At 71.0% G+C, this 18,935-nt stretch carries 18 protein-coding genes; 9 read left to right on the top strand and 9 right to left on the bottom strand.

The features are described from left to right. Positions 1–22: 22 nt before the first annotated feature. Positions 23–793 (bottom strand): diacylglycerol kinase, encoded by a 771-nt coding sequence (locus ACIRHA_RS18810; RefSeq protein WP_403847658.1) that lies wholly within the window; start codon positions 791–793, stop codon positions 23–25. 262 nt (positions 794–1,055) lie between these two features. On the opposite strand from ACIRHA_RS18810, the gene ACIRHA_RS18805 reads away from it, so the two are divergent. Both ACIRHA_RS18805 and ACIRHA_RS18800 read left to right on the top strand, forming a co-directional pair. Next, on the top strand, positions 1,056–2,339 hold the full coding sequence (locus ACIRHA_RS18805; protein ID WP_266711597.1) for an adenylosuccinate synthase: 1,284 nt from the start codon (positions 1,056–1,058) through the stop codon (positions 2,337–2,339). A gap of 163 nt (positions 2,340–2,502) precedes the next feature. Next, the gene (locus ACIRHA_RS18800) at positions 2,503–5,322 is read left to right on the top strand and encodes a hypothetical protein (protein ID WP_403846781.1); all 2,820 of its coding nucleotides are present in this window, start codon (positions 2,503–2,505) and stop codon (positions 5,320–5,322) included. On the opposite strand, the gene ACIRHA_RS18795 is transcribed toward ACIRHA_RS18800, so the two are convergent. The 3 genes from ACIRHA_RS18795 to ACIRHA_RS18785 all read right to left on the bottom strand — a co-directional run bounded on the left by ACIRHA_RS18795 (position 5,258) and on the right by ACIRHA_RS18785 (position 7,119). Then, positions 5,258–5,962 (bottom strand): TetR/AcrR family transcriptional regulator, encoded by a 705-nt coding sequence (locus tag ACIRHA_RS18795; RefSeq protein ID WP_403846779.1) that lies wholly within the window; start codon positions 5,960–5,962, stop codon positions 5,258–5,260. The two genes, ACIRHA_RS18800 and ACIRHA_RS18795, sit on opposite strands and share 65 nt — an antisense overlap. Before the next feature lie 111 nt (positions 5,963–6,073). Continuing rightward, positions 6,074–6,286 (bottom strand): DUF397 domain-containing protein, encoded by a 213-nt coding sequence (locus tag ACIRHA_RS18790; RefSeq protein WP_403846777.1) that lies wholly within the window; start codon positions 6,284–6,286, stop codon positions 6,074–6,076. Continuing rightward, positions 6,283–7,119: a helix-turn-helix domain-containing protein gene (locus tag ACIRHA_RS18785; protein WP_403846775.1), complete on the bottom strand. Its 837-nt coding sequence runs from the start codon at positions 7,117–7,119 to the stop codon at positions 6,283–6,285. The genes ACIRHA_RS18790 and ACIRHA_RS18785 overlap by 4 nt, the downstream gene beginning before the upstream one ends. Before the next feature lie 211 nt (positions 7,120–7,330). Between ACIRHA_RS18785 and ACIRHA_RS18780 the strand changes: the two genes are divergently transcribed. Then, a complete protein-coding gene (locus ACIRHA_RS18780) occupies positions 7,331–7,681 on the top strand; it encodes a hypothetical protein (protein ID WP_403846773.1) in 351 nt (116 codons plus the stop codon). Positions 7,682–7,732: 51 nt separating this feature from the next. Here ACIRHA_RS18780 and ACIRHA_RS18775 read toward each other — a convergent pair whose 3' ends face one another. Next, a complete protein-coding gene (locus tag ACIRHA_RS18775) occupies positions 7,733–9,517 on the bottom strand; it encodes a serine/threonine-protein kinase (protein ID WP_403846770.1) in 1,785 nt (594 codons plus the stop codon). 182 nt (positions 9,518–9,699) lie between these two features. Between ACIRHA_RS18775 and ACIRHA_RS18770 the strand changes: the two genes are divergently transcribed. Together ACIRHA_RS18770 and ACIRHA_RS18765 are read left to right on the top strand one after the other, a co-directional pair. Further along, positions 9,700–10,395 (top strand): DUF4956 domain-containing protein, encoded by a 696-nt coding sequence (locus ACIRHA_RS18770; RefSeq protein ID WP_403846767.1) that lies wholly within the window; start codon positions 9,700–9,702, stop codon positions 10,393–10,395. Next, positions 10,392–11,210, top strand: coding sequence for a polyphosphate polymerase domain-containing protein (locus ACIRHA_RS18765; RefSeq protein ID WP_403846764.1), 819 nt, complete (start codon positions 10,392–10,394; stop codon positions 11,208–11,210). Before ACIRHA_RS18770 ends, ACIRHA_RS18765 begins: the two co-directional genes overlap by 4 nt. Before the next feature lie 175 nt (positions 11,211–11,385). Here ACIRHA_RS18765 and ACIRHA_RS18760 read toward each other — a convergent pair whose 3' ends face one another. The 3 genes from ACIRHA_RS18760 to ACIRHA_RS18750 all read right to left on the bottom strand — a co-directional run bounded on the left by ACIRHA_RS18760 (position 11,386) and on the right by ACIRHA_RS18750 (position 13,963). Then, on the bottom strand, positions 11,386–12,678 hold the full coding sequence (locus ACIRHA_RS18760) for a sensor histidine kinase (protein ID WP_403846761.1): 1,293 nt from the start codon (positions 12,676–12,678) through the stop codon (positions 11,386–11,388). After that, positions 12,678–13,376 (bottom strand): response regulator transcription factor, encoded by a 699-nt coding sequence (locus ACIRHA_RS18755; RefSeq protein WP_403846758.1) that lies wholly within the window; start codon positions 13,374–13,376, stop codon positions 12,678–12,680. Before ACIRHA_RS18755 ends, ACIRHA_RS18760 begins: the two co-directional genes overlap by 1 nt. Before the next feature lie 89 nt (positions 13,377–13,465). Further along, positions 13,466–13,963: a hypothetical protein gene (locus ACIRHA_RS18750; RefSeq protein ID WP_403846755.1), complete on the bottom strand. Its 498-nt coding sequence runs from the start codon at positions 13,961–13,963 to the stop codon at positions 13,466–13,468. A 155-nt stretch (positions 13,964–14,118) separates the two neighbouring features. On the opposite strand from ACIRHA_RS18750, the gene ACIRHA_RS18745 reads away from it, so the two are divergent. The 3 genes from ACIRHA_RS18745 to ACIRHA_RS18735 all read left to right on the top strand — a co-directional run bounded on the left by ACIRHA_RS18745 (position 14,119) and on the right by ACIRHA_RS18735 (position 17,180). Next, positions 14,119–15,474, top strand: a complete 1,356-nt coding sequence (locus ACIRHA_RS18745; protein WP_403846753.1) for an aspartate aminotransferase family protein — start codon at positions 14,119–14,121, stop codon at positions 15,472–15,474. A gap of 246 nt (positions 15,475–15,720) precedes the next feature. Further along, positions 15,721–16,404: a GntR family transcriptional regulator gene (locus tag ACIRHA_RS18740; protein ID WP_403846751.1), complete on the top strand. Its 684-nt coding sequence runs from the start codon at positions 15,721–15,723 to the stop codon at positions 16,402–16,404. Positions 16,405–16,529: 125 nt separating this feature from the next. Beyond that, positions 16,530–17,180, top strand: a complete 651-nt coding sequence (locus ACIRHA_RS18735; RefSeq protein WP_403846748.1) for a hypothetical protein — start codon at positions 16,530–16,532, stop codon at positions 17,178–17,180. A 282-nt stretch (positions 17,181–17,462) separates the two neighbouring features. Here the strand turns inward: ACIRHA_RS18735 and ACIRHA_RS18730 are convergent, their stop codons facing one another. Beyond that, the gene (locus ACIRHA_RS18730) at positions 17,463–18,221 is read right to left on the bottom strand and encodes an SLATT domain-containing protein (RefSeq protein WP_403846745.1); all 759 of its coding nucleotides are present in this window, start codon (positions 18,219–18,221) and stop codon (positions 17,463–17,465) included. Positions 18,222–18,573: 352 nt separating this feature from the next. Between ACIRHA_RS18730 and ACIRHA_RS18725 the strand changes: the two genes are divergently transcribed. Next, a complete protein-coding gene (locus ACIRHA_RS18725) occupies positions 18,574–18,918 on the top strand; it encodes a YbaB/EbfC family nucleoid-associated protein (protein WP_351343780.1) in 345 nt (114 codons plus the stop codon). The last annotated feature ends 17 nt before the right edge of the window (positions 18,919–18,935 follow it).

The raw sequence follows: 18,935 nt of genomic DNA, 5'->3' as shown, positions 1-18,935 counted from the left end.
CCGGTGCCGGCCGACATACCCGCTACGGAAGCGCCAGCGCCCACGCCCCCACCCGCACGGACCACGTCCGCCTCCGCACCGGCCCCCCGATCGTCACCTGATCCGCCCGATACCGGAAATCGCTCCCGGTCACCGTGACCGTCCTGGCCCGCGCGACCACCACCCCCTCCGCGGCAGCGCCCCGCACCTCCACCCGGGCCAGACCGGTACCGGTGGCCGGCCCCACCGAGACCCCCACCACCGGCCGGTCCAGATCCACGAGCGTCACCCCGTCCGCCTCGACCCGCAGCCGCGCGGGCACCCCGGCATCCGGATCGGCGGAACGGGCGGGCCGCACCGCGAGCCCGCGCACCAGCGACCGGCAGGTGCGCAGCCAGGGCGGCCCGGCCCCCTCCGATTCGGCCCCGCCGGAAACCGGCGGGATCCGCAGGTCCCCGAGCACCACCCCGTCGCTGTCGTCCACCAGGAGATCGAGCCGCCGCTCCGTCCCGTCGAGCGCGGCCCGCGCCGCTTCGACCGTCCCCGCGGGCACCCCGAGCGAGTGCGCGAGCGACACCGCAGCCCCCACCGGCACCATCGAGAACACCGCCCCGGCCAGCTCCCGCTCCCGGTGCAGCAGCGACACCGCACGCAGCAGCGACCGGTCGTCGCCGACCACGACAGGCCGCCGCGCACCCCTCTTGGCCAGCGCTTTCGCGAATTCCGCGGGGCCGTCCGGCAGACACACCTTCGCCGTCGAACCCGCACACAACACGTCCTTGGCGATGCGCACGGACTCCCCGTCGGCACGCATCGCGAGCGGATCGACGATCACCAGAAGCTGCCGCGACAGCCCCCCGCTCGCGTCGTCCGCACGGTCAGATGGATGATCCAAAGCCGCCACCTCGGCCTTGCCTCGCTTCCTCGGGTAGCATCTTTGTGCAAGAGCCCCTTGCGCTATTGCGCCAGGGGCTTGGTCTATTCCGGGGCACCCCAAGGCTTACGAAGGCACGCCGCAAAGGAGCGGCCACGGCCCCTGACCTTGGACATGCCCCGCCCGGAAGGGGTGTACGCCTGTGCCCGCACTTGTGCTGCTCGGTGCTCAGTGGGGTGACGAAGGCAAGGGAAAGGCCACCGACCTGCTCGGTGGATCCGTGGACTATGTAGTGCGCTACCAGGGCGGCAACAACGCCGGCCACACGGTTGTCGTGGGCGACCAGAAGTACGCGCTGCATCTCCTCCCTTCCGGAATCCTCTCGCCGGAGTGCACGCCGGTCATTGGAAACGGTGTCGTCGTCGACCCGTCGGTCCTGCTCTCCGAGCTGAGCGGTCTGAACGAGCGCGGCGTCGACACGTCGAAGCTCCTGCTCAGCGGTAATGCGCACATCATCACGCCGTACAACGTCACGGTCGACAAGGTGACGGAACGCTTCCTCGGGAAGCGGAAGATCGGCACGACAGGCCGCGGTATCGGCCCGACCTACGCGGACAAGATCAACCGCGTCGGCATCCGCGTCCAGGACCTCTACGACGAGTCGATCCTGACCCAGAAGGTCGAGGCGGCCCTCGAGGTCAAGAACCAGCTCCTGACCAAGCTCTACAACCGCCGCGCCATCGAGGCGCAGCAGGTCGTCGAGGAGCTGCTCGGCTACGCCGACAAGATCAAGGGCTACGTCGCCGACACCACCCTGGTGATCAACGACGCGCTCGACGAGGACAAGGTCGTCCTGTTCGAGGGCGGCCAGGGCACGCTCCTGGACATCGACCACGGCACGTACCCCTTCGTCACCTCCTCGAACCCGACCGCGGGCGGCGCCTGCACGGGTGCGGGTGTCGGCCCGACGAAGATCAGCCGCGTCATCGGCATCCTCAAGGCCTACACGACGCGGGTCGGCGCGGGTCCGTTCCCGACGGAGCTCTTCGACCAGGACGGCGAGGACCTGCGCCGCATCGGTGGCGAGCGCGGTGTCACCACCGGCCGCGACCGTCGCTGCGGCTGGTTCGACGCGGTGATCGCCCGGTACGCGACGCGCGTCAACGGCCTCACCGACTTCTTCCTGACGAAGCTCGACGTGCTCACCGGCTGGGAGCAGATCCCGGTCTGCGTCGCGTACGAGATCGACGGCAAGCGCGTCGAGGAGCTCCCGTACTCGCAGACCGACTTCCACCACGCGAAGCCGGTCTACGAGTACCTGCCGGGCTGGTCGGAGGACATCACGAAGGCCAAGACCTTCGCGGACCTCCCCAAGAACGCGCAGGCGTACGTCAAGGCGCTGGAGGAGATGTCCGGCGCCCCGATCTCGGCGATCGGCGTCGGCCCCGGCCGCGACGAGACGATCCAGGTCAACTCGTTCCTGTAGCAAGTGGGTTCGGAGCCCGGCGGTCCGCGTGAGCGGGCAGTCGGGCTCCTGCCTGTTAAGTGTCGAAACTCTTCGGTGCACTTACGGTCAACCACTCTCCAACTCGCCCTGTCCGCCCCATACTTGGCGCCCCAATCAACTGACGGTGCAAAGGGCGACGACGATGGGGTTCCCCAACGACGAGGGCGCGACGGAGTTCCTGCGGGCATTCCGGGCCTCCGTATATCCCCAACGGTGGCAGGCGATGAGGCCGACCGCTCCGCCGCTGCCACCCGTGGTGCTGCGCACCGGCGGGGACGGTCAGCGGGGTGAGGACCGCAGGCAGCAGGTCCTCGACGCCCTGGAGCGGGCGTTGCGCTCCGATGACAGGCGGCTCGTTGGTTACGCGCGTCCGCAGCGTGCGCCCGCCGACCACCCCGGCGAGGAGCTGCTCTCGCTCCGGGTGGGGCGGGAACTGCGCACCCAGCCCCTGCCGCACACCGGCGAACTGCGCCTGCGTGACTTTGAATTCGTCGCACGGATGGTGAAGCACGCACTCCGACTCGCCCGCGATGGAAGTCTCAGCGCGGCCGCCCTGGGCGACAAGCTGCAGGCCAGGGAGCTGCGCGACGAACTGTACGAGCAGCGCGTCACCGAGCCGGCCGGGCTGCCGCACCAGCTGGCGAAGCTGGTCCCCGCGCCGGATGGCGGCAACGTACTGCTCGCCTATCTGTCCCGGCTGCTGTCCCACCCGCTCTTCTACAGCCTGCCCCGCAAGCTGTGGGACCGGCACTGGGGGCGCCGTCTGCTCCGTTCACGCCGCTATGGCTGGTACCGCGCCTGGATGCGGCTTGCCCACCCGGCGCGCTCGGTCTTCGACCAGGTGTCGGACATGATCGTCGCGCAGAGCCTGGCGTTGCGCGGTCCCGAGCACGAGCGGCAGAACGCGCTGCTCGAACTGGAGAAGCTGCTCGTCCGCGCGCTCATGTCGGACCTGAACCGCGCGCACCCCGCACGTTCTTTCGGGCCCTGGAAACGCCGCCGCCGTACCCGGCGGGTGGTCCTGCTCGAACTGCCGCCGCATGACACACCGGAGGGGCAGGACGCCACGCGGTTCCTGCAGGCGTACCGGGAGGCCTATCGGGCGCGGGGCTCCGCCTCGCTGTTCGTGGTCGGGGTGGGCGCCCCGCAGGACTACCCGGAGGTGGCCGGGCAGGGCTGGCGCTGGGAGCACGCCGACAGCCTGGCCGTCGTCGCCCAGCACCTGAACGATCCGCCGGCGGAGCACGCCAATGTGGAGGCGACGCCCTGGGTTGTCGACCGGGGCTTCGAGGACGCCGCCTTCGTCGGCGAGGGCCTGCCAGTGTCCCGGTTGCGGGCACCCACGCACCGCATCGGGCCGCGGACCGAGGCCACGGCCATCGGGGTCGTCGTGGCCGCGGTCATGGGGATCGGGCTCACTTCTCCGTGGGAGACGGACACACCGCACACCACCGCGGACGCCCACTGCCTCGACGGCGCCAAGGTCTCCCACGCGGCGGATTCCGCCCAGCCGATCAGCGGGGCGCCCGCCGCCCGCGACGTACTGTACGACGGCGACCCGGACACCGCGTACCGCAAGGTCATCGCGCAGGTCCAGGAGAACAACCGGCTGGCGACGAAGGACGAGAAGGACACCCGGAGTGCCTCGCGGCCCGAGGACCGCTACGTGGTCCGCAAGGTCGTCTACATCGCCCCCTCCCCCGCCGAAGGCGCGTACAAGGCGCTGGCGGAACTGCGCGGGATCTGGCTGGCGCAGGCCCGGCTCAACTCCGAGGCGCACCGTGACGACAGCCGCAGTCGCGTCGAGCTGATCGTCGACATCCGGGACGCGGGCAAACACTTCGACCGGGCCGAGGGCATCGCGCGCGACGTGGTGAAGCAGGCGGAGAAGGCGCGATCGGACCAGGACCACCGTACGGTCGTGGGTGTCGTCGGGTTCGCGGAGAGCCGCAAGGAGACGAAGGCGGCGGCTCGGATCCTCAGTGACCACCAGATACCGACGATCAGCACGACGGCATCGGCCGATGCCATGCAGAGTGCGGGCTCCTACTACCGCCCCATGGCCCCCAGTGACAACCGGGAGAGTGCCCTCGCCGTCCAACTCGCCCACGAGGGAGCGGTGATCGCGGAGGGCGACACCGAACAGGCCGCCACCGGTTACTGCGACAGCGCGACACAGGCCGTTGTGGTGAGCACCCCGGGCGACCTCTACAGCAACGAGATCGGCGGCGAGTTCGCCACCAAGTTCAACAAGGAGGAGCCCGGAGGTGCCAGGCGCCTCCACTACTCCGGCGCTTCGGGCGAGCTGTTGGAGATCGGCCGGCAGATCTGCGCGTACCGCGAGGAGAACCGCCGCACTGTCGTCTACTGGTCCTCACGCGTCAACAGCTTCCGCAGCTTCCTGGACAGTTACGCGAACACCAAGTGCGCGGGCCGTACTCTGACCGTCATCGCGGGCAACGACGTCACCAACGCCGAGCTCAACGGCGACTTCAAGTACAACGTGCCGTGGCTGCGTCTGTACCACACCGCGCATGTACTGCCCGTCGGATACCGGCTGGCCAGCAGTGAGGCGCGTCGGTACGCGGCCAACTACGCCTACTACGCCGGCGCGAAGGACAAGTGGCGCGATGACGGACACGGCCCGATGGCCTTCGACGCCTTCCGCGTGCTGAGCCTCGCGGCCGACGACGCCAACGGCAGCAACCGCGAGGACGTCACCCCGTCCGCCGTCAAGTCCAAACTGGATGCCCCGATTGAACTCGAAGGGGCGAGCGGCGCCATCCGCTACCCGCAGAGCAACCCCGGTTCGCGGCCGCCTCGTGACAAGGCGATCGTGATCGAACGTGCCACGGAGGGCGCGCCGCGTCTGGTGCTGTTCTGTGGCGCGTTCGGCATCAACGAGAAGACGGTGACGGCGTGGAGCCCCGGAAAGAATCCGTGTCCTGCGGATGTGCGGTGACGGCGGTCGGCCTGTGCGGGTGCCCGGCTGGGGGTGGGGTGCAGTCCGGGCAGGGGGTCGGCAGGCCGAGTACGGCGTGGAGTGCCGAGGCCAATCTGACGTTCGTCGCGGTACGTTCGGCCGCCTCGTCGGTTCCTTCGGTCGGCGGGGTGAGCGCGTAGGGCAGCGCCACCGTGAGGACAAGGAGAGTGGCCGCGTCTTGTGCGTCACCGCGCGGCAGATGGTACGTGACGTGTTCGGTCAGCCAGTGCCAGACCATGCTGTGCCAGGACGTGGTGGGCCGCAGCACCGCGGAATGGACGAGCGCCGGCTCTGTCCGGGCCATCGTCCTGACGACGGGGTGCTCTCTGGCCAGCCGTGCGGCCCGCACCACGGACTGGACCGTGAGGCAGTGCGGTGACGGGGCGGGATCCCGAACGTCGCAGGCCACGGTCAGCACGCGCTTCAGTTCGTGGAGCGTGGCCTGGCGTACCAGGGACTGGGCGTCGCGCCAATTGCGGTAGAGGTACGGGCGGTTGGTGTCGGCGGCACGGGCGATCTGAGTGATGCCGGTGCGTCGTGGGCCGTTCTCCGCCAGCGCTTGTAGCGTCGCGCGGTACACGGCGGAGGTCCCCGGCGACGCGGTGAAAGGGCCGTTCATGCCGGCCAGCATGGCGCCGCCGGGACATGTGTGTATGGGAAATGTGTGACAGATTCCCGGAAAGTGTCACGCTTTCTTGAGGGGGAGGGTCTTCGCGCGTGGCGGGAGGACTCAGGCCTGGCCCGCCACCGTCCCCCGCACGAACCCCTCCCAGACCCACCCGGCCACGGCGAACCCCGCGAGGCCCGTGTCCTTGGAATCCCGGAGGTGGACGCTGCGTTCCCCCGAGCACGGGCACACGGCGACCTCGACGCATTGGCCGCCGCCGCTGTCGCTGTAGCTGGATTTGAACCACCGCAGAGCCGTGGTGTCGGTGTGCGTCATCGGTCATCTCCTGCCAGCCGCTCGATGAGGCCCAGTGATTCGTCGGGGCTCAGGGCCTGCGAGCGGATCTTCGCATAGCGGTGCGCGAGTTGAGCCACGTCTGCCGGATCGCTGATCAGGAGGGACTGGTCCTCGATCTCCAGGTAGACGACGTGCTGGTGCTCCTTGGTCTCGACGAGCTGCATCGGGCCGCGGTCGCCTGCGTACGAGCCGCGCAGCCCGCGCTCCATGGGCAGCACCTGCACGGTCACATTCTCCCTCCGCGCGTCCTCGGCGAGGGAGAGCAATTGCCCCCGAAGTACTTCCCGGCTTCCGAACGGCCTTCGCAGCACGGACTCTTCGAGAATCAGCTCGATCATCGCGACGGGATCACGGTCGAACAGCTGGCGACGGGCGAGCCGCGCCTCCACGAGCTCCCGCTGCTTCTCCTCGGTCGGTGCCGGAAAGCCACCACCGATCAGCGCCTCCGCGTACTCCTTGGTCTGGAACAGCCCGTCGACCACAACCGACTGGTACGAGGAGAGGGTCACGGCCCCCGCCTCCATCAGCGAGAACTTCTTGAATCGGCGCGGGTACTTCTCCATCAACACGTACTTGCGCGCATCCTCGAAAATCCCGAGCCCCGCCCCGATCACAGGCTCCAGTGCCACGAGCATCGCGTCACTCGCGGGCTGCGCACAGGTCTCGACTCCGCTGATGGCCGACGCTGTGAAGCCGATGGCATCAGCCAACTGTGCCTGAGTCAGCCCCTGTTGCTTACGCAATGCCTTCGTCAGCGAGGCGACGAGATGCGCCACGCCCCCTGCCTCGTCCTTGTTCTCGGCCCGCGCCATTGCGGTCACCCCCGGAGCAGATACGAACTCAACCGAACTCAACCGGACCCAACCGGCCGGTGTCCCTGCGCGACCATTCCCAACAGTCGACGCAGAGTCATGGTGGACGGTAGCCACCAGCGCATTTACTCAAACCGTGAACACGCAAAGTGAGCAGAATTGTGGGGCCGCACCACATGTGTGGATCCCACATACCGGATTTCAACTCCGGATGGCCGGCGTCCAATTCGACGCCGTACGCGTAGACGGTGAGCGAGGGCGGCGCGTCGCCGACCGGCTCGCCGGGATGACCGGGGGCGACCCCGGGCCGGTCGTCGAGCAGGCGAACGGGGCTCGCCCTGTGTACTTCCTGGTGCCGGTAGGCAGCACGGCGTACAAGTCATGGCCCGCGGGTGTCACGACGCTCGCGGCAGGGCCGGGCCGCATCGCGTACGTGCCGATTCCGGCGACCAAAGGGGCGACGTGGCCGCTGAGTTGGCGGCATGAGCCGACCGGCCGAGGCGACCGCTTTGTGCACGCCCTGCTGCTCTGCGCCGCCCTTCACTCCCAGGGCTGCCGGTGACACGGGTGCGCAGGGCGACCGTGCCGCCCCCGTGCATCAGCGAGCTCGCGCTCAGCCCGTCCTGTCGTACGTGACCGGCGCCTCGCCGCCCGACATGGCGCGCTTCAGCTCGCCGGCCGGGGTGAGGGTGATGGTGCTCGGTTTGCCCGGTGTGCAGGCGGCGCTGGGCTGGGCGGTGGTCGGGTCGGTGGGGCCGATCCGGAGCGTGGTGGACGTCGCGGACTCCAACTGGCCCTGGAACACGCAGTGGTAGGGGGAGCCGTCCTTCTGGTAGCCGTCCGCCGTCAGGGAGAAGACCGTGTCGCCGGACGCGCCCTGCTGGAGCGTGATGCTGCGCGGGTGGTGGCCGTTGGCGTTGTCGATCGCGCCCTCCCACGTGCCGAGGAACGTGGTCGGTATGTCACCCGCGGCGGACCGCGGGGACTCCTCGGGGGACTCCTCCTGCGGCGAGGACGCCTTCTGGCTCGGGGAGTTCGGAGCGTTCGGGGCGGACGCGGCGGGGGAGACCGGGGCGGAGCTCGCCGACGAGGAGGCGACCTTGTCGTCCGCCCGGTCGGACGGCTTGTCCTTGCCGTTCATCAGGGCGTACACCGAACCGCCCGCCCCGAGCGCCACGATCAGCGCGACCACGACGAGGACCGGGGTGGAGCGGTCGCGGCGCGGAGGAGCGGGAGGCGGCGGGCCGTAGGGCGGTGTCCGGCCCCAACCGCCGGGCGGCTGACCGTAGGCGGGCGGCTGGGGCAGCGGTTGAGGCTGAGAGACGGGCGAATGGCCGTACTGCGGTGCGGGTGCGGGTGCGGGTGCGGGCGGCGGGGGCGCCGGTGCTTCGTGCGAGACCACGGTCGGCAGGTGGTTCAGTGCGGCCGCGTCGGGCGTGCCGGGCGGTGGCGGCGCCGGGGTGCGGGCCGTGTGCTCCGGGTTCTCCGTGTCGAGCAACTTCACGGCGTGCCGCCCGAGCTGGGCGACGAGGGCGCCCGGCAGCCACGGGTCGCGGGTGCGGCCGCCGTCCCCCAGTGTGTCGTCGGCGCCGGTGAGTTCCAGGATCTCGTCGAGCGTGGGACGGTCGCCGGGCCGCTTGTGCAGACAGTCGCGGACGAGGTCCTGGAGGCCCTCGGGCAGCTCCGTCAGCTCGGGCGGCTCCTCCGCGATCCGGTACATCACGGCGTGCGCCCCGCTGTCGGACGTACGGAACGGCAGCCGCCCCGACGCCGCGTACGCGAGCACCGAGCCCAGGCAGAACACGTCGCACGCCGGGGTGATCCGGTCGCCGCGCACCTGCTCCGGCGCCATGAAACCGGGCGAGCCGACAAGGGCCCCGGTGCGGGTGAGCCCGCCGTCGGCCACCGTCTCCAGGGCGCGCGCTATGCCGAAGTCGATGACGCGCGGGCCGTCGATGGTGATCAGCACGTTCGAGGGCTTCAGGTCGCGGTGGACGATGCCCGCCGCGTGGATGTCCTTGAGCGCGTGCGCGAGGCCGCCGGCGAGGATGCGCACCGAGCGCTCGGGCAGCGCGCCGTAGTCGTGCGAGACGACCTGCTGGAGGCTGGGGCCCGCCACGTACCCGGTCGCCACCCAGGGAACGTCCGCGTCCGTGTCCGCGTCGAGCACCGGAGCCGTCCACGCGCCGCCCACCCGCCGCGCGGCCGCCACTTCCTGCCGGAACCGGTTCCTGAACTCCTCCTGCTCGGCGAGCTCTTCGCGCACGACCTTCACGGCCACCGTGCGCCCCCGCTCCGAGCGCGCCAGATACACCTCGCCCATGCCGCCCGCGCCGAGCCGGCCGAGCAGTCGGTACGGGCCGATGCTCTGCATCCCCTTGCCGTGCATACCCTCCATGTCGCGCCACCCTCCCCCGGTATGTGTGCAACGAACTGAGAATAGTGCGGACATACGACAGAGAGGGGCCGCGCGGGCCCAACGGTTCCGTTCGTCGACGTACGTTGACGCGGCCACGTTGACGCGGATCGTTAACCGTCGCCAAGCGCGGCGTTAACCCGGCTGTTCGTAGCGTCGGGGCCATGGACAACCTCCCACCGGTGGCGGAGCTCGGCGCCCATCTCGGCCTCGATCTGCTCGCCGTGACCCTGCTGACCTTCGGCATCTTCTATCCGCGGCATCGCAGGCGCGAGCTCGTGCCCGCGTATCTCGCGCTGAACGTCGCCCTGTTCGCGGTCGTCGCCGCGCTCGGCGAGGTCGGCAAGGGCGGTGGGCTCGCCCTGGGGTTCGGTCTGTTCGGAGTCCTGTCGATCGTGCGGCTGCGCTCGGACGCGCTGCGGCACCAGGAAGTGGCGTACTACTTCGTGACGCTGGTCCTCGGGCTGCTGTGCGGGCTGCGCGCCCTCGGCCTCGGAGTGACCGCCGCGCTCGCCGCGCTGCTGCTCGTGGTCGTCTACGTGGCCGACCATCCGCGCCTGTACGCCCGTGACCGCCGGGCCGTCGTCACCCTCGACGCCGTGCACGTCGACGAGGACGCGCTGCGGGCCGAACTGGCGAGGCGCGTGGGGCTGCCTCATGGTTGGACCGTGCAGGAGATCGACTACGTACGCGACCTGATGGTGGTGGAAGTTCGATTCCGGCAGCCGGAGGCAAGGGAACGATCGGAGGAGCCCATACGTACCTCTCGTACCCACAGTGGCGTTCATGACCGTCATGCGCCTCATGGGCCTCGTAGTACGACGAAGACCGCAGCCGCCTATCACCAGGAGACCGTGTGATCCCCGCCGTACGCGCCATCGGGCGCGCCGCACTTGCCGCCAAGCCGTTGTCGCTCGATGAACTGAACAACAGGGCAGAGCTGTTGGCCCGCTACGACAACAGCTATCTGGTGCCGGTGGAGGTCTTCGAGGACTTCGCGGCACTGCTGACCGACCCGCGGCGTCCGGAGGGCCCCTTCCGCTCGCTCTCGGTGAACGGCCGGCGCTGGTTCTCGTACAGATCGACCTATTACGACACCAACGACCTGCGTACGTACCACGACCACCGGCAGGGCCGCCGGCTCCGCTACAAGATCCGGGAGCGGCTCTACCAGGACACGGGGGAGCGGCAGTTCGAGGTCAAGCTCAAGAACGGGCGCGGCGAGACCGTCAAGCACCGTCGCCGGCTGGAGGGCGAGGAGCGTCCGCTCGACGCCGCGCAGCAGGGCTTTCTCGCGGGTGTGCTCGGCGGGGCGTATGGGATCGAGGCGCCGGAGGGCCTGGCCCCCTCGCTGGTCACGGACTACCAGCGCGCCACGTTCGTCGCCGACGGGCAGCGGATCACGTGTGACGCGGGGCTCGTGGTCCGGGATCTCTCCGACGGCCGCACGGTCCGGGCGGACGGTGGGCTTGTCCTCGTGGAGACGAAGACACGCGGGTCGCTGACCGAGGCGGATCGGATGCTGCACCGGTTCGGGGTGCGGGCGGCCGAGTTCACGAAGTACTGCGGAGGGTTCGCGGCGCTGCGGCCGGAGCTGGGCGTCAACCGGTGGTCGCGGTCGGTCCGCGAGGCGTTCCCCACATCCAGCCCTATTTCAAGCCCCTGCGGCGTTTGAGCAGGCCTTTCAAGCCCCGCTGGCGATTGAGGCGAGGGCAAATCAAGCCCCTGCGGCGATTGAGCAGCGGGGTCTGGGGCGGAGTCCCAGGGCGGGAGCCGGTGCCGGTGGTTGCGGCCTCGGGGCTCTGCCCCGGACCCCGCGGGCTCTCGTCACAAGTGCGGGGCTTGAAAGGTCAATCCACGGCGGGGCTTGAACTGCCCCACCGGAGGGTGACCACGCCGCCCGGGCCCCCGTTGCCGAAGGAAACGTCACCCCCGGTCTCCTCGGCCGTGCGCCGCACGATCGAGAGGCCGAGCCCCGTGGAGCCGCCGCCGCTGGAACCGCGGGTCTCCGCCTCCGCCGGCAACCCGGGGCCCTCGTCCGCGACCACCAGCTCCGCGGCGGAGCCGTCCGCCCGGACGGAGATCCGGAAGGAGACACCCTGCGGCGTGTGGTCCAGCACGTTCCCGATCAACGCGTCGAGCGCCGCGACGAGCTCGTCCTCCGGCACGGGAGCCGGAACCGGCGTGTCCGGCACGGAGACGCCCAGGTCCCGCCCCTGGTCCGTGGCGAGCGGCTCCCAGAACGCGGCCCGGTCACGGGCGACCGCCGCAAGGTCCGCCCCGGCCACCCCGCGGAGCGGCTTGCGGGCCTTGCGGATCACGTCGTCCACGCCCAGTTCGAGCGCCGCGACCCCCGCCGCGATCCGCTCGGCCTCCTCCGCGTCCCGCAGCCCCTCCGCGTCCAGGCGGAGCGCCGCGACGGGGGTGCGCAGCCGGTGCGCGAGGTCGGCCGCGTTCTCCCGCTCGGCGGTGAGCAGCTCGTCGATGCGGGCGGCGAGGTGGTTCAGCTCGCCGGCCACGGAGCGCAGTTCGGGCGGCCCCTGGGGCTCGGCGCGTGCGGTCAGGTCGCCGCCCGCGAGCCGGTCCGCCGTCCCGGCAAGGGCTCGCGTCGCCCCGACGAGCCGCGCCCCGAGCCGGTCCGCGAGCAGCAGCCCGATGAGCACGAGGCCGAGCCCGATCCCGGCCAGCGTCAGCCACGACGAGAGCACCCCGTCGTACAGCTGTCGGCTGGTCAGGCTCACCTGGACGACGGCCGTGCCGCCTTCCGCGCCCTGCACCGGCACCAGAACCTGGCGCCCCCCGCTCGGCGGCTCGTACGTGAACGCGCGCCCCGCCCGCGCGAGGCGTACGGCGTCGGTGACGGCGGTCGGGGCGCCGATGACCCTGCCGTCGGCGAAGATGAGGGAAGTGTCCGGCTGGGAGGGCGAGTTGACGCTCTCCACCGCCTGCTCCGCGCCCGCCCGCTCGTCCGGGCTGTGCAGCGAGGGGCCCATCGCGGCGGCCACCCACTGGGCGCGGGCCGTCGCCTCCGCGGTCGTCCGGTCCGCGGCGTGGCTGCGGGTGAGCAGGGTCAGCGGGACGAGCAGCGCCGTCAGGACGAGGGCGGTGGTGGCGGCGGTGAGCAGCAGCAGCGTACGGCGCACTACGACGCCGCCTGGTCGTCGGGGGCCATCAGCTTCACACCCACGGTACGTACGGTGTACAGATAGCGCGGCGCCTGCGCGGACTCGCCCAACTTCCGTCTCAGCCACGACAGATGGACGTCCACCGTCTTGTCGGCGCCGCCCAGCGGCTGCTGCCACACCTCGGCGAGCAGCTCGCGGCGCGAGACGACCTGGCCGGGGCGCTGGGCGAGATGGGCGAGCAGGTCGAACTCGCGGGGCGTCAGGTCGAGCGGCCGCCCGTCGAGCGTGACCTCGCGGGACGCGGGTGTGATCACGAGCCCGCCGACCGTGAGCGGCTCGTCGGCGTCGCCGGGCAGCCCGAGGCGGCGCAGCACCGCCTTGATCCGGGCGTCCAGCTGGGCCGCGCCGAACGGTTTCACGATGTAGTCGTCGGCCCCGTCCCCGAGCACCGCGACCATCTCGCCCTCCTCGTCGCGGGCCGTCGCCACGATCACCGGTACGTCGCTCACCGCGCGCAGCATCCGCAGTATTCGGGCGCCGTCGACATCGGGCAGGCCCAGGTCGAGCACGACCAGATCGGGCCGGTCGGTGACGGCGGCGTCGAGGCCGGCCATGCCGGTGGCCGCGGTGGCGACGGCGTGACCCCGGTCGCGCAGGGCGCGGACCAAGGCGTTCCGCAGGGCGGGATCATCTTCGACGACGAGGAGATGTGGCATTTGGTCACTTAATCAAGCCTGCTGTTGGACCAGAGCCAGCGGGGTCCGGGGCAGCGCCCCGGGAGCGCAACGCCGGGGCGCTGCAACTGTCAGTCGTCGTCTTCGTCGGGGACCAGCAGGGCCCGGGGCGTGCCCGAGCCCGCCGCGCACCGGATCTCGTAGTGCCGGTCGGGGCCGTCATCGTCGTCGTTGGGCTCCGCCTCGAGCCGGGCCACGCGCCCTGGCCCGCGTACGACGTCGTCATCGATCTCGTAGCCGTCGGACGGGCTCCACGACACCAGGTAGACACTGCCGTCCGCCCCGCACTCGACGGTCGCCGAGCCGCCCGTGAAGCGGAGTGTGCGGCGCTGGTCGGCGGGGGCCGGGGCGGCGGACGAGGTGTCGGCGCGGGGCGTCGACGCCTGCGCCGACGCCAGGGCGCGGTGCACCGCCGCGTCGTCGAGCGGGTGGCCGTGCGTGCCGGTCCCGGCGTTCGCGTCGGTGCCCGCCAACTGCCAGGCGCCGAGGGCGCCCGCGGCCGTTCCCACCGCGACCCAGGCCGCGGTCACGGCAACGTTGCGCCAGCGGTGCGTGCTCGGCTGTCTCATGCCGACCAGCCTGCCCGACGGTTTCCTAACGCCACGCTAAAAGCAGCTCAGGAGCTCGCGCGAGGGGGCGGGGCGACAGGTTGTCGGGTTCGGCGGCGTCCCACGGACAGGACGCCGATGGTGTGCCGGTGCATCGCCCATTTACCCTCGGCCCCATGACCCCTCAGCCGAATCCCCAGGTCGGCGCCGCCGTGAAGGCCGCGGACCGCAAGCACGTCTTCCACTCCTGGTCGGCACAGGAGCTGATCGACCCGCTGGCCGTCGCCGGCGCCGAAGGCTCCTACTTCTGGGACTACGAAGGAAACCGCTACCTCGACTTCACCTCGGGCCTCGTCTACACGAACATCGGGTACCAGCACCCGAAGGTCGTCGCGGCGATCCAGGAGCAGGCGGGGAAGATGACGACCTTCGCCCCGGCCTTCGCCATCGAGTCGCGCTCCGAGGCCGCACGCCTCATCGCCGAGCGCACTCCCGGCGACCTCGACAAGATCTTCTTCACCAACGCGGGCGCCGACGCCGTCGAGCACGCCCTGCGGATGGCCCGCCTGCACACGGGCCGCCCGAAGGTGCTCTCCGCGTACCGCTCGTACCACGGCGGAACCCAGCAGGCCATCAACGCGACGGGTGACCCGCGGCGCTGGGCCAGTGACACCGGCACCGCCGGTGTGGTCCGCTTCTGGGCCCCGTTCCTGTACCGCTCCCGCTTCTACGCGGAGACGGAGGAGCAGGAGTGCGCCCGCGCGCTGGAGCACCTGGAATCCACGATCCAGTTCGAGGGCCCGCAGACGATTGCGGCGATCATCCTGGAGACGGTGCCGGGTACGGCGGGCATCATGCTCCCGCCGAAGGGCTACCTGGCGGGCGTCCGCGAACTCTGCGACCGCTACGGCATCGTCTTCATCCTGGACGAGGTCATGGCGGGCTTCGGGCGTACGGGCAAGTGGTTCGCCGCCGACCTCTACGACGTGACGCCGGACCTCCTGACCTTCGCGAAGGGCGTGAACTCGGGCTACGTCCCGCTGGGCGGCGTCGCGATCTCGGGCGCGATCGCCGAGACGTTCGCGAAGCGTCCCTACCCGGGTGGCCTGACCTACTCGGGTCACCCGCTGGCCTGCGCGGCCGCGGTCGCCACCATCAACGTGATGGAGGAGGAGGGCATCGTCGAGCACGCGGCGAAGCTGGGCTCCGAGGTCATCGAGCCGGCCCTGCGGGATCTGGCCGAGCGGCACCCGTCGGTGGGCGAGGTGCGCGGCGTCGGCATGTTCTGGGCGCTCGAACTGGTCCGTGACCGGGCCACGCGCGAGCCGCTCGTCCCGTACAACGCGGCTGGTGAGGCGAACGCCCCGATGGCCGCGTTCGGCGCCGCCGCCAAGGCGAACGGCCTGTGGCCCTTCATCAACATGAACCGCACCCACGTGGTCCCGGCCCTCAACATCACGGAGTCCGAGGCCAAGGAGGGCCTCTCCGCGCTGGACGCTGCGCTGGCGGTGGCGGACGAACACGTGGCGTGACGCGGGGTGTGGCCGGGGGCCGGGCTCCGGGTCGTGGGTCGGAGGGTGACCGGGGTCCGGTGTCGGGGTGTGACCGGTGTCGGGGTGTGACCGGGCGCCCGCGGCTTGGCCCGGTCCCCGGCCACCTCCCACCCACCCGCCCCCTCCGGGGGCTCCGGCCCCGGGCGGGGCGCCGCCCCGCAGGCGTAACCTGGCCAGCCACACCAGACCGTACGACCACGCCAGCCGAACCGGGGGACCCGACCCGTGCCCGCTCCAGACGGCCCCGCCGTCACCCGTTCCACCCTGCGGCAGCAGATCGCGGACGCGCTGCGCGACGAGATCCTGGCGGGACGCCTCAGTCCCGGCCAGGAGTTCACCGTCAAGGAGATCGCCGAGGGGTACGGGGTGTCGGCCACCCCCGTCCGCGAGGCCCTCGTCGACCTGAGCGCCCAGGGCCTCCTGGACTCCGCGCAGCACCGCGGCTTCCGCGTCCACGAGTACTCGTTCGCCGACTACCGGGCGATGATCGAGGCCCGCAGCCTCGTCGCGGACGGAATCTTCCGCGGCCTCGCCGAGGACCCGTCCCGCGCCCCGCGGACCGCCGCCGACCTCGCGGGGGTCCGCCGCCGCGGCGAGGAGGCGGCCCGCGCGGCGGGAGCCGGTGACCTGAACGTCCTCATCGGCTACGACCTGCGCTTCTGGCGCGAGCTCTCCGCCCTCTTCGGCAACCCGTATCTCTCCGACTTCTTCCACCGCCTGCGCGTCCAGTCCTGGATGTGCGCGGTCCCGCACCTGCGCACCGCGGGCGACCTCAGGGGCCGGCTGTGGTCGGGCCACTGCGATCTGGTCGACGCGCTCGTGAACCGCGACCCCGCCGCCGCGCACGCGCTCATCGCCTCGTACAACGACGACTCGCTCTCCTTGATCGAGGCTCTGACAGGCAAGTAAGCGGGTAGAGCGGGGACAACGGGTAGGCGCAAGACAGGGCAACCCTGCCCCGCATCGCACTACCCTGGCTACGACGCCGATACCGTCCACCGCGCCGGAGCACTCCGGAGCACTGAGGAGCCCCCTTGGCCTGTGACCTGTGGCTCGTCCCCCTGGTCGACGTGCTGTGCCACAGCCCCGACAATCCGTTCGCCGACGAACTCGCGCTCTACGACAAAGCGTTGAACGAGGCAGGACTGCCACCGGTGCCGGTCCACGCGTACATGCCGGGTCTGTCCGGGGATGTGGCCCCGATCGCGGGCTTCGACTACGACGCGCTGCACTTCCTGCGGCGGGCGTACCTTCTGCAGATCTGTGGCCTCGCCGTGACGCCGGTCGATGAACTGGGCGGTGACTACGAGCAGTTGCTGGAAATGTTCGAGTCGACGGCTCAGAGTTCCCATCTGGTCTGGCATTACGACCACGCGGGCGCGTACGTTCCCGTGGACTTTCCCGAGCCGTTGTCCAATGACGAACTCCTGGCGGGGGGTGGGCCGTTGGGGTCGTCGCACGCGTTGTTGCGGGAGTTGGAGTTCGTGGCTCCGGCGATTGGTATCGACCCGGCGAATCCGCCGGCGCCGCCTGCGCCGCCGGTTGCGCCGACGTCGTTGGAGGAGCCGGCTGCGGCGGTGCCGCTGAGGGACGGGCCGTTCGGTCGGGAGCGGCATGTCTGGCTGGGCCTGCATCAGGCGGCTACCCGGAGTCTCGCCCAGAGCTCCATGCTCATCTTCAGCTGACCGGAACCGTTGCGCCCACCCGCCCCCACGCCACGGGGCTCCGCCCCGGACCCCGCGCCTCAAACGCCGGCGGGGCTGAAAGATCGGGGCTCCGCCCCGGACCCCGCGCCTCAAACGCCGGCGGGGCTGGAAAGGCCTGCTCAATCGCCGCAGGGGCTTGAATGGGCCGTCGGCAGGGCTTGATGGTGACGCCGTCGCCTTGGGCAATCTGCCGCCCTGGGCGGCAGGGTGGGCAAGGCGGCCCCCGGTGCCGCGCAGACGGGCGGCGGGGCTCAGGCCCGGCTACCGGGGCTCCGGCGGGCGCTGGCGTGGCATGTTCGGGCGGGTGCCGGGCGGCAGCGGAAAGCGGCTGCTCGGCTGGTCCGCCGGGCGGGCGGCCGGGACGGATGCCTGCATGGTCAAGGGCGCGGGGCCGGACTTGAACTCGACCATCCAGTCCGCCGTCTCGGCCCGCACCAACTCCGTCACGTCGTCGGAGAACCTCCGCAGCACCCCGAGGCACCGCTCGGCCGCCTCACTGGCGGTGCCCTCGGTCGGCCCGAGCACCTCTCGTACGTTCTCCGAGGCCCAGTCGAACTGCAGCACCTGCAAGCGCCGCTGCACGGCCTGCGCCGTGGCCACATCCCGTATCCAGCCGGACGTCAGCCCGAAGTAGCGGTCGCACCCGACGCACGCCACCGCGAGCAGCAGCGACAGATATCCCCAGGGGGCCGCGCCGCCAAGGACGCCCGTCAGGTCGAGCAGCGGCAGCACCCCGCCGCAGACCGCGCCGAGCACCGTGCCGGTACGCAGCGCCCGCGCGCCCCTGCGCTTCCACACGCGGTCCGAGAGGTACCAGTCCGCCGTGCGCAGGGCGCCCTGCTCGACCCAGCGGTACAGCTCGTCGAGCCGCTCGGCGGGCTCGGCCCAGTCGCCGAGCGGGAGCGTCCGGCCGGTGAGATCGCCCTGCCGGGGAATTCTCTTGCCGCGGCTGTCCCGGTCGCCGTCCTCGCCCGACCCCTCCTGGGGTGCACCTTCGGGCTGCATCTCCGGCTGACTCACCCGGAACTCCCTCGACAGATCACGTCATGGCTGGGGTCAGGCCCCCGCACGCGTCGCCAGGGCCTGATGTGCAGCATCTTCCTACCGCCCAATGGGTGGCCGAACCCCAGTTTTCACCGGATCTCCGCCCGGACGTGGTCCCGCATCAGGTATAGAAAGCAACCCATCTCACTCGAAAGAGTGCAGACCGGAAATGCGACCGCGCATGCCCCGGGAGGCTTCAGGTCACCGGGGCGGGCGGCCCACCGACCACGTAGGCTCGGATCCAGGGGCACCGGCGGACAACCGCAGACATACGCCCCGCCCTGACGACGTGCAACGGACCGGAAGCGGACCGGAACAGGAGCTGATCGTGATCCCCGGTGGTGGCCAGCCCAATATGCAGCAGCTGCTCGAGCAGGCCCAGAAGATGCAGCAGGACCTCGCGAAGGCTCAGGAAGAGCTGGCGCAGACCGAGGTCGACGGCCAGGCGGGCGGCGGTCTCGTCAAGGCGACGGTGACCGGCGGCGGTGAACTGCGGGGCCTCGTGATCGACCCGAAGGCGGTCGACCCGGAGGACACAGAGACCCTCGCCGACCTGGTGGTCGCGGCGGTGGCCGCGGCCAACGAGAACGCGCAGACGCTCCAGCAGCAGAAGCTCGGCCCGCTCGCCCAGGGACTCGGCGGCGGTGGCGGCATTCCGGGTCTCCCCTTCTGACCCCGCCGCCAACTACC

The organism is Streptomyces sp. NPDC102360 (assembly GCF_044766085.1).
Classification (GTDB): Bacteria; Actinomycetota; Actinomycetes; order Streptomycetales; family Streptomycetaceae; genus Streptomyces.
The sequence above is the reverse complement of the archived record's forward strand: the minus strand, read 5'-3'. Positions and strand labels throughout refer to the sequence as shown.

Coding starts and splice junctions, on each gene's coding strand:
- ACIRHA_RS18810 (WP_403847658.1), bottom strand. CDS start 793: ATGCGTGCCGACGGGGAGTCCGTGCGCATCGCCAAGGACGTGTTGTGT.
- ACIRHA_RS18800 (WP_403846781.1), top strand. CDS start 2,503: ATGGGGTTCCCCAACGACGAGGGCGCGACGGAGTTCCTGCGGGCATTC.
- ACIRHA_RS18795 (WP_403846779.1), bottom strand. CDS start 5,962: ATGAACGGCCCTTTCACCGCGTCGCCGGGGACCTCCGCCGTGTACCGC.
- ACIRHA_RS18790 (WP_403846777.1), bottom strand. CDS start 6,286: ATGACGCACACCGACACCACGGCTCTGCGGTGGTTCAAATCCAGCTAC.
- ACIRHA_RS18785 (WP_403846775.1), bottom strand. CDS start 7,119: ATGGCGCGGGCCGAGAACAAGGACGAGGCAGGGGGCGTGGCGCATCTC.
- ACIRHA_RS18780 (WP_403846773.1), top strand. CDS start 7,331: ATGGCCGGCGTCCAATTCGACGCCGTACGCGTAGACGGTGAGCGAGGG.
- ACIRHA_RS18775 (WP_403846770.1), bottom strand. CDS start 9,517: ATGGAGGGTATGCACGGCAAGGGGATGCAGAGCATCGGCCCGTACCGA.
- ACIRHA_RS18770 (WP_403846767.1), top strand. CDS start 9,700: ATGGACAACCTCCCACCGGTGGCGGAGCTCGGCGCCCATCTCGGCCTC.
- ACIRHA_RS18755 (WP_403846758.1), bottom strand. CDS start 13,376: ATGCCACATCTCCTCGTCGTCGAAGATGATCCCGCCCTGCGGAACGCC.
- ACIRHA_RS18750 (WP_403846755.1), bottom strand. CDS start 13,963: ATGAGACAGCCGAGCACGCACCGCTGGCGCAACGTTGCCGTGACCGCG.
- ACIRHA_RS18745 (WP_403846753.1), top strand. CDS start 14,119: ATGACCCCTCAGCCGAATCCCCAGGTCGGCGCCGCCGTGAAGGCCGCG.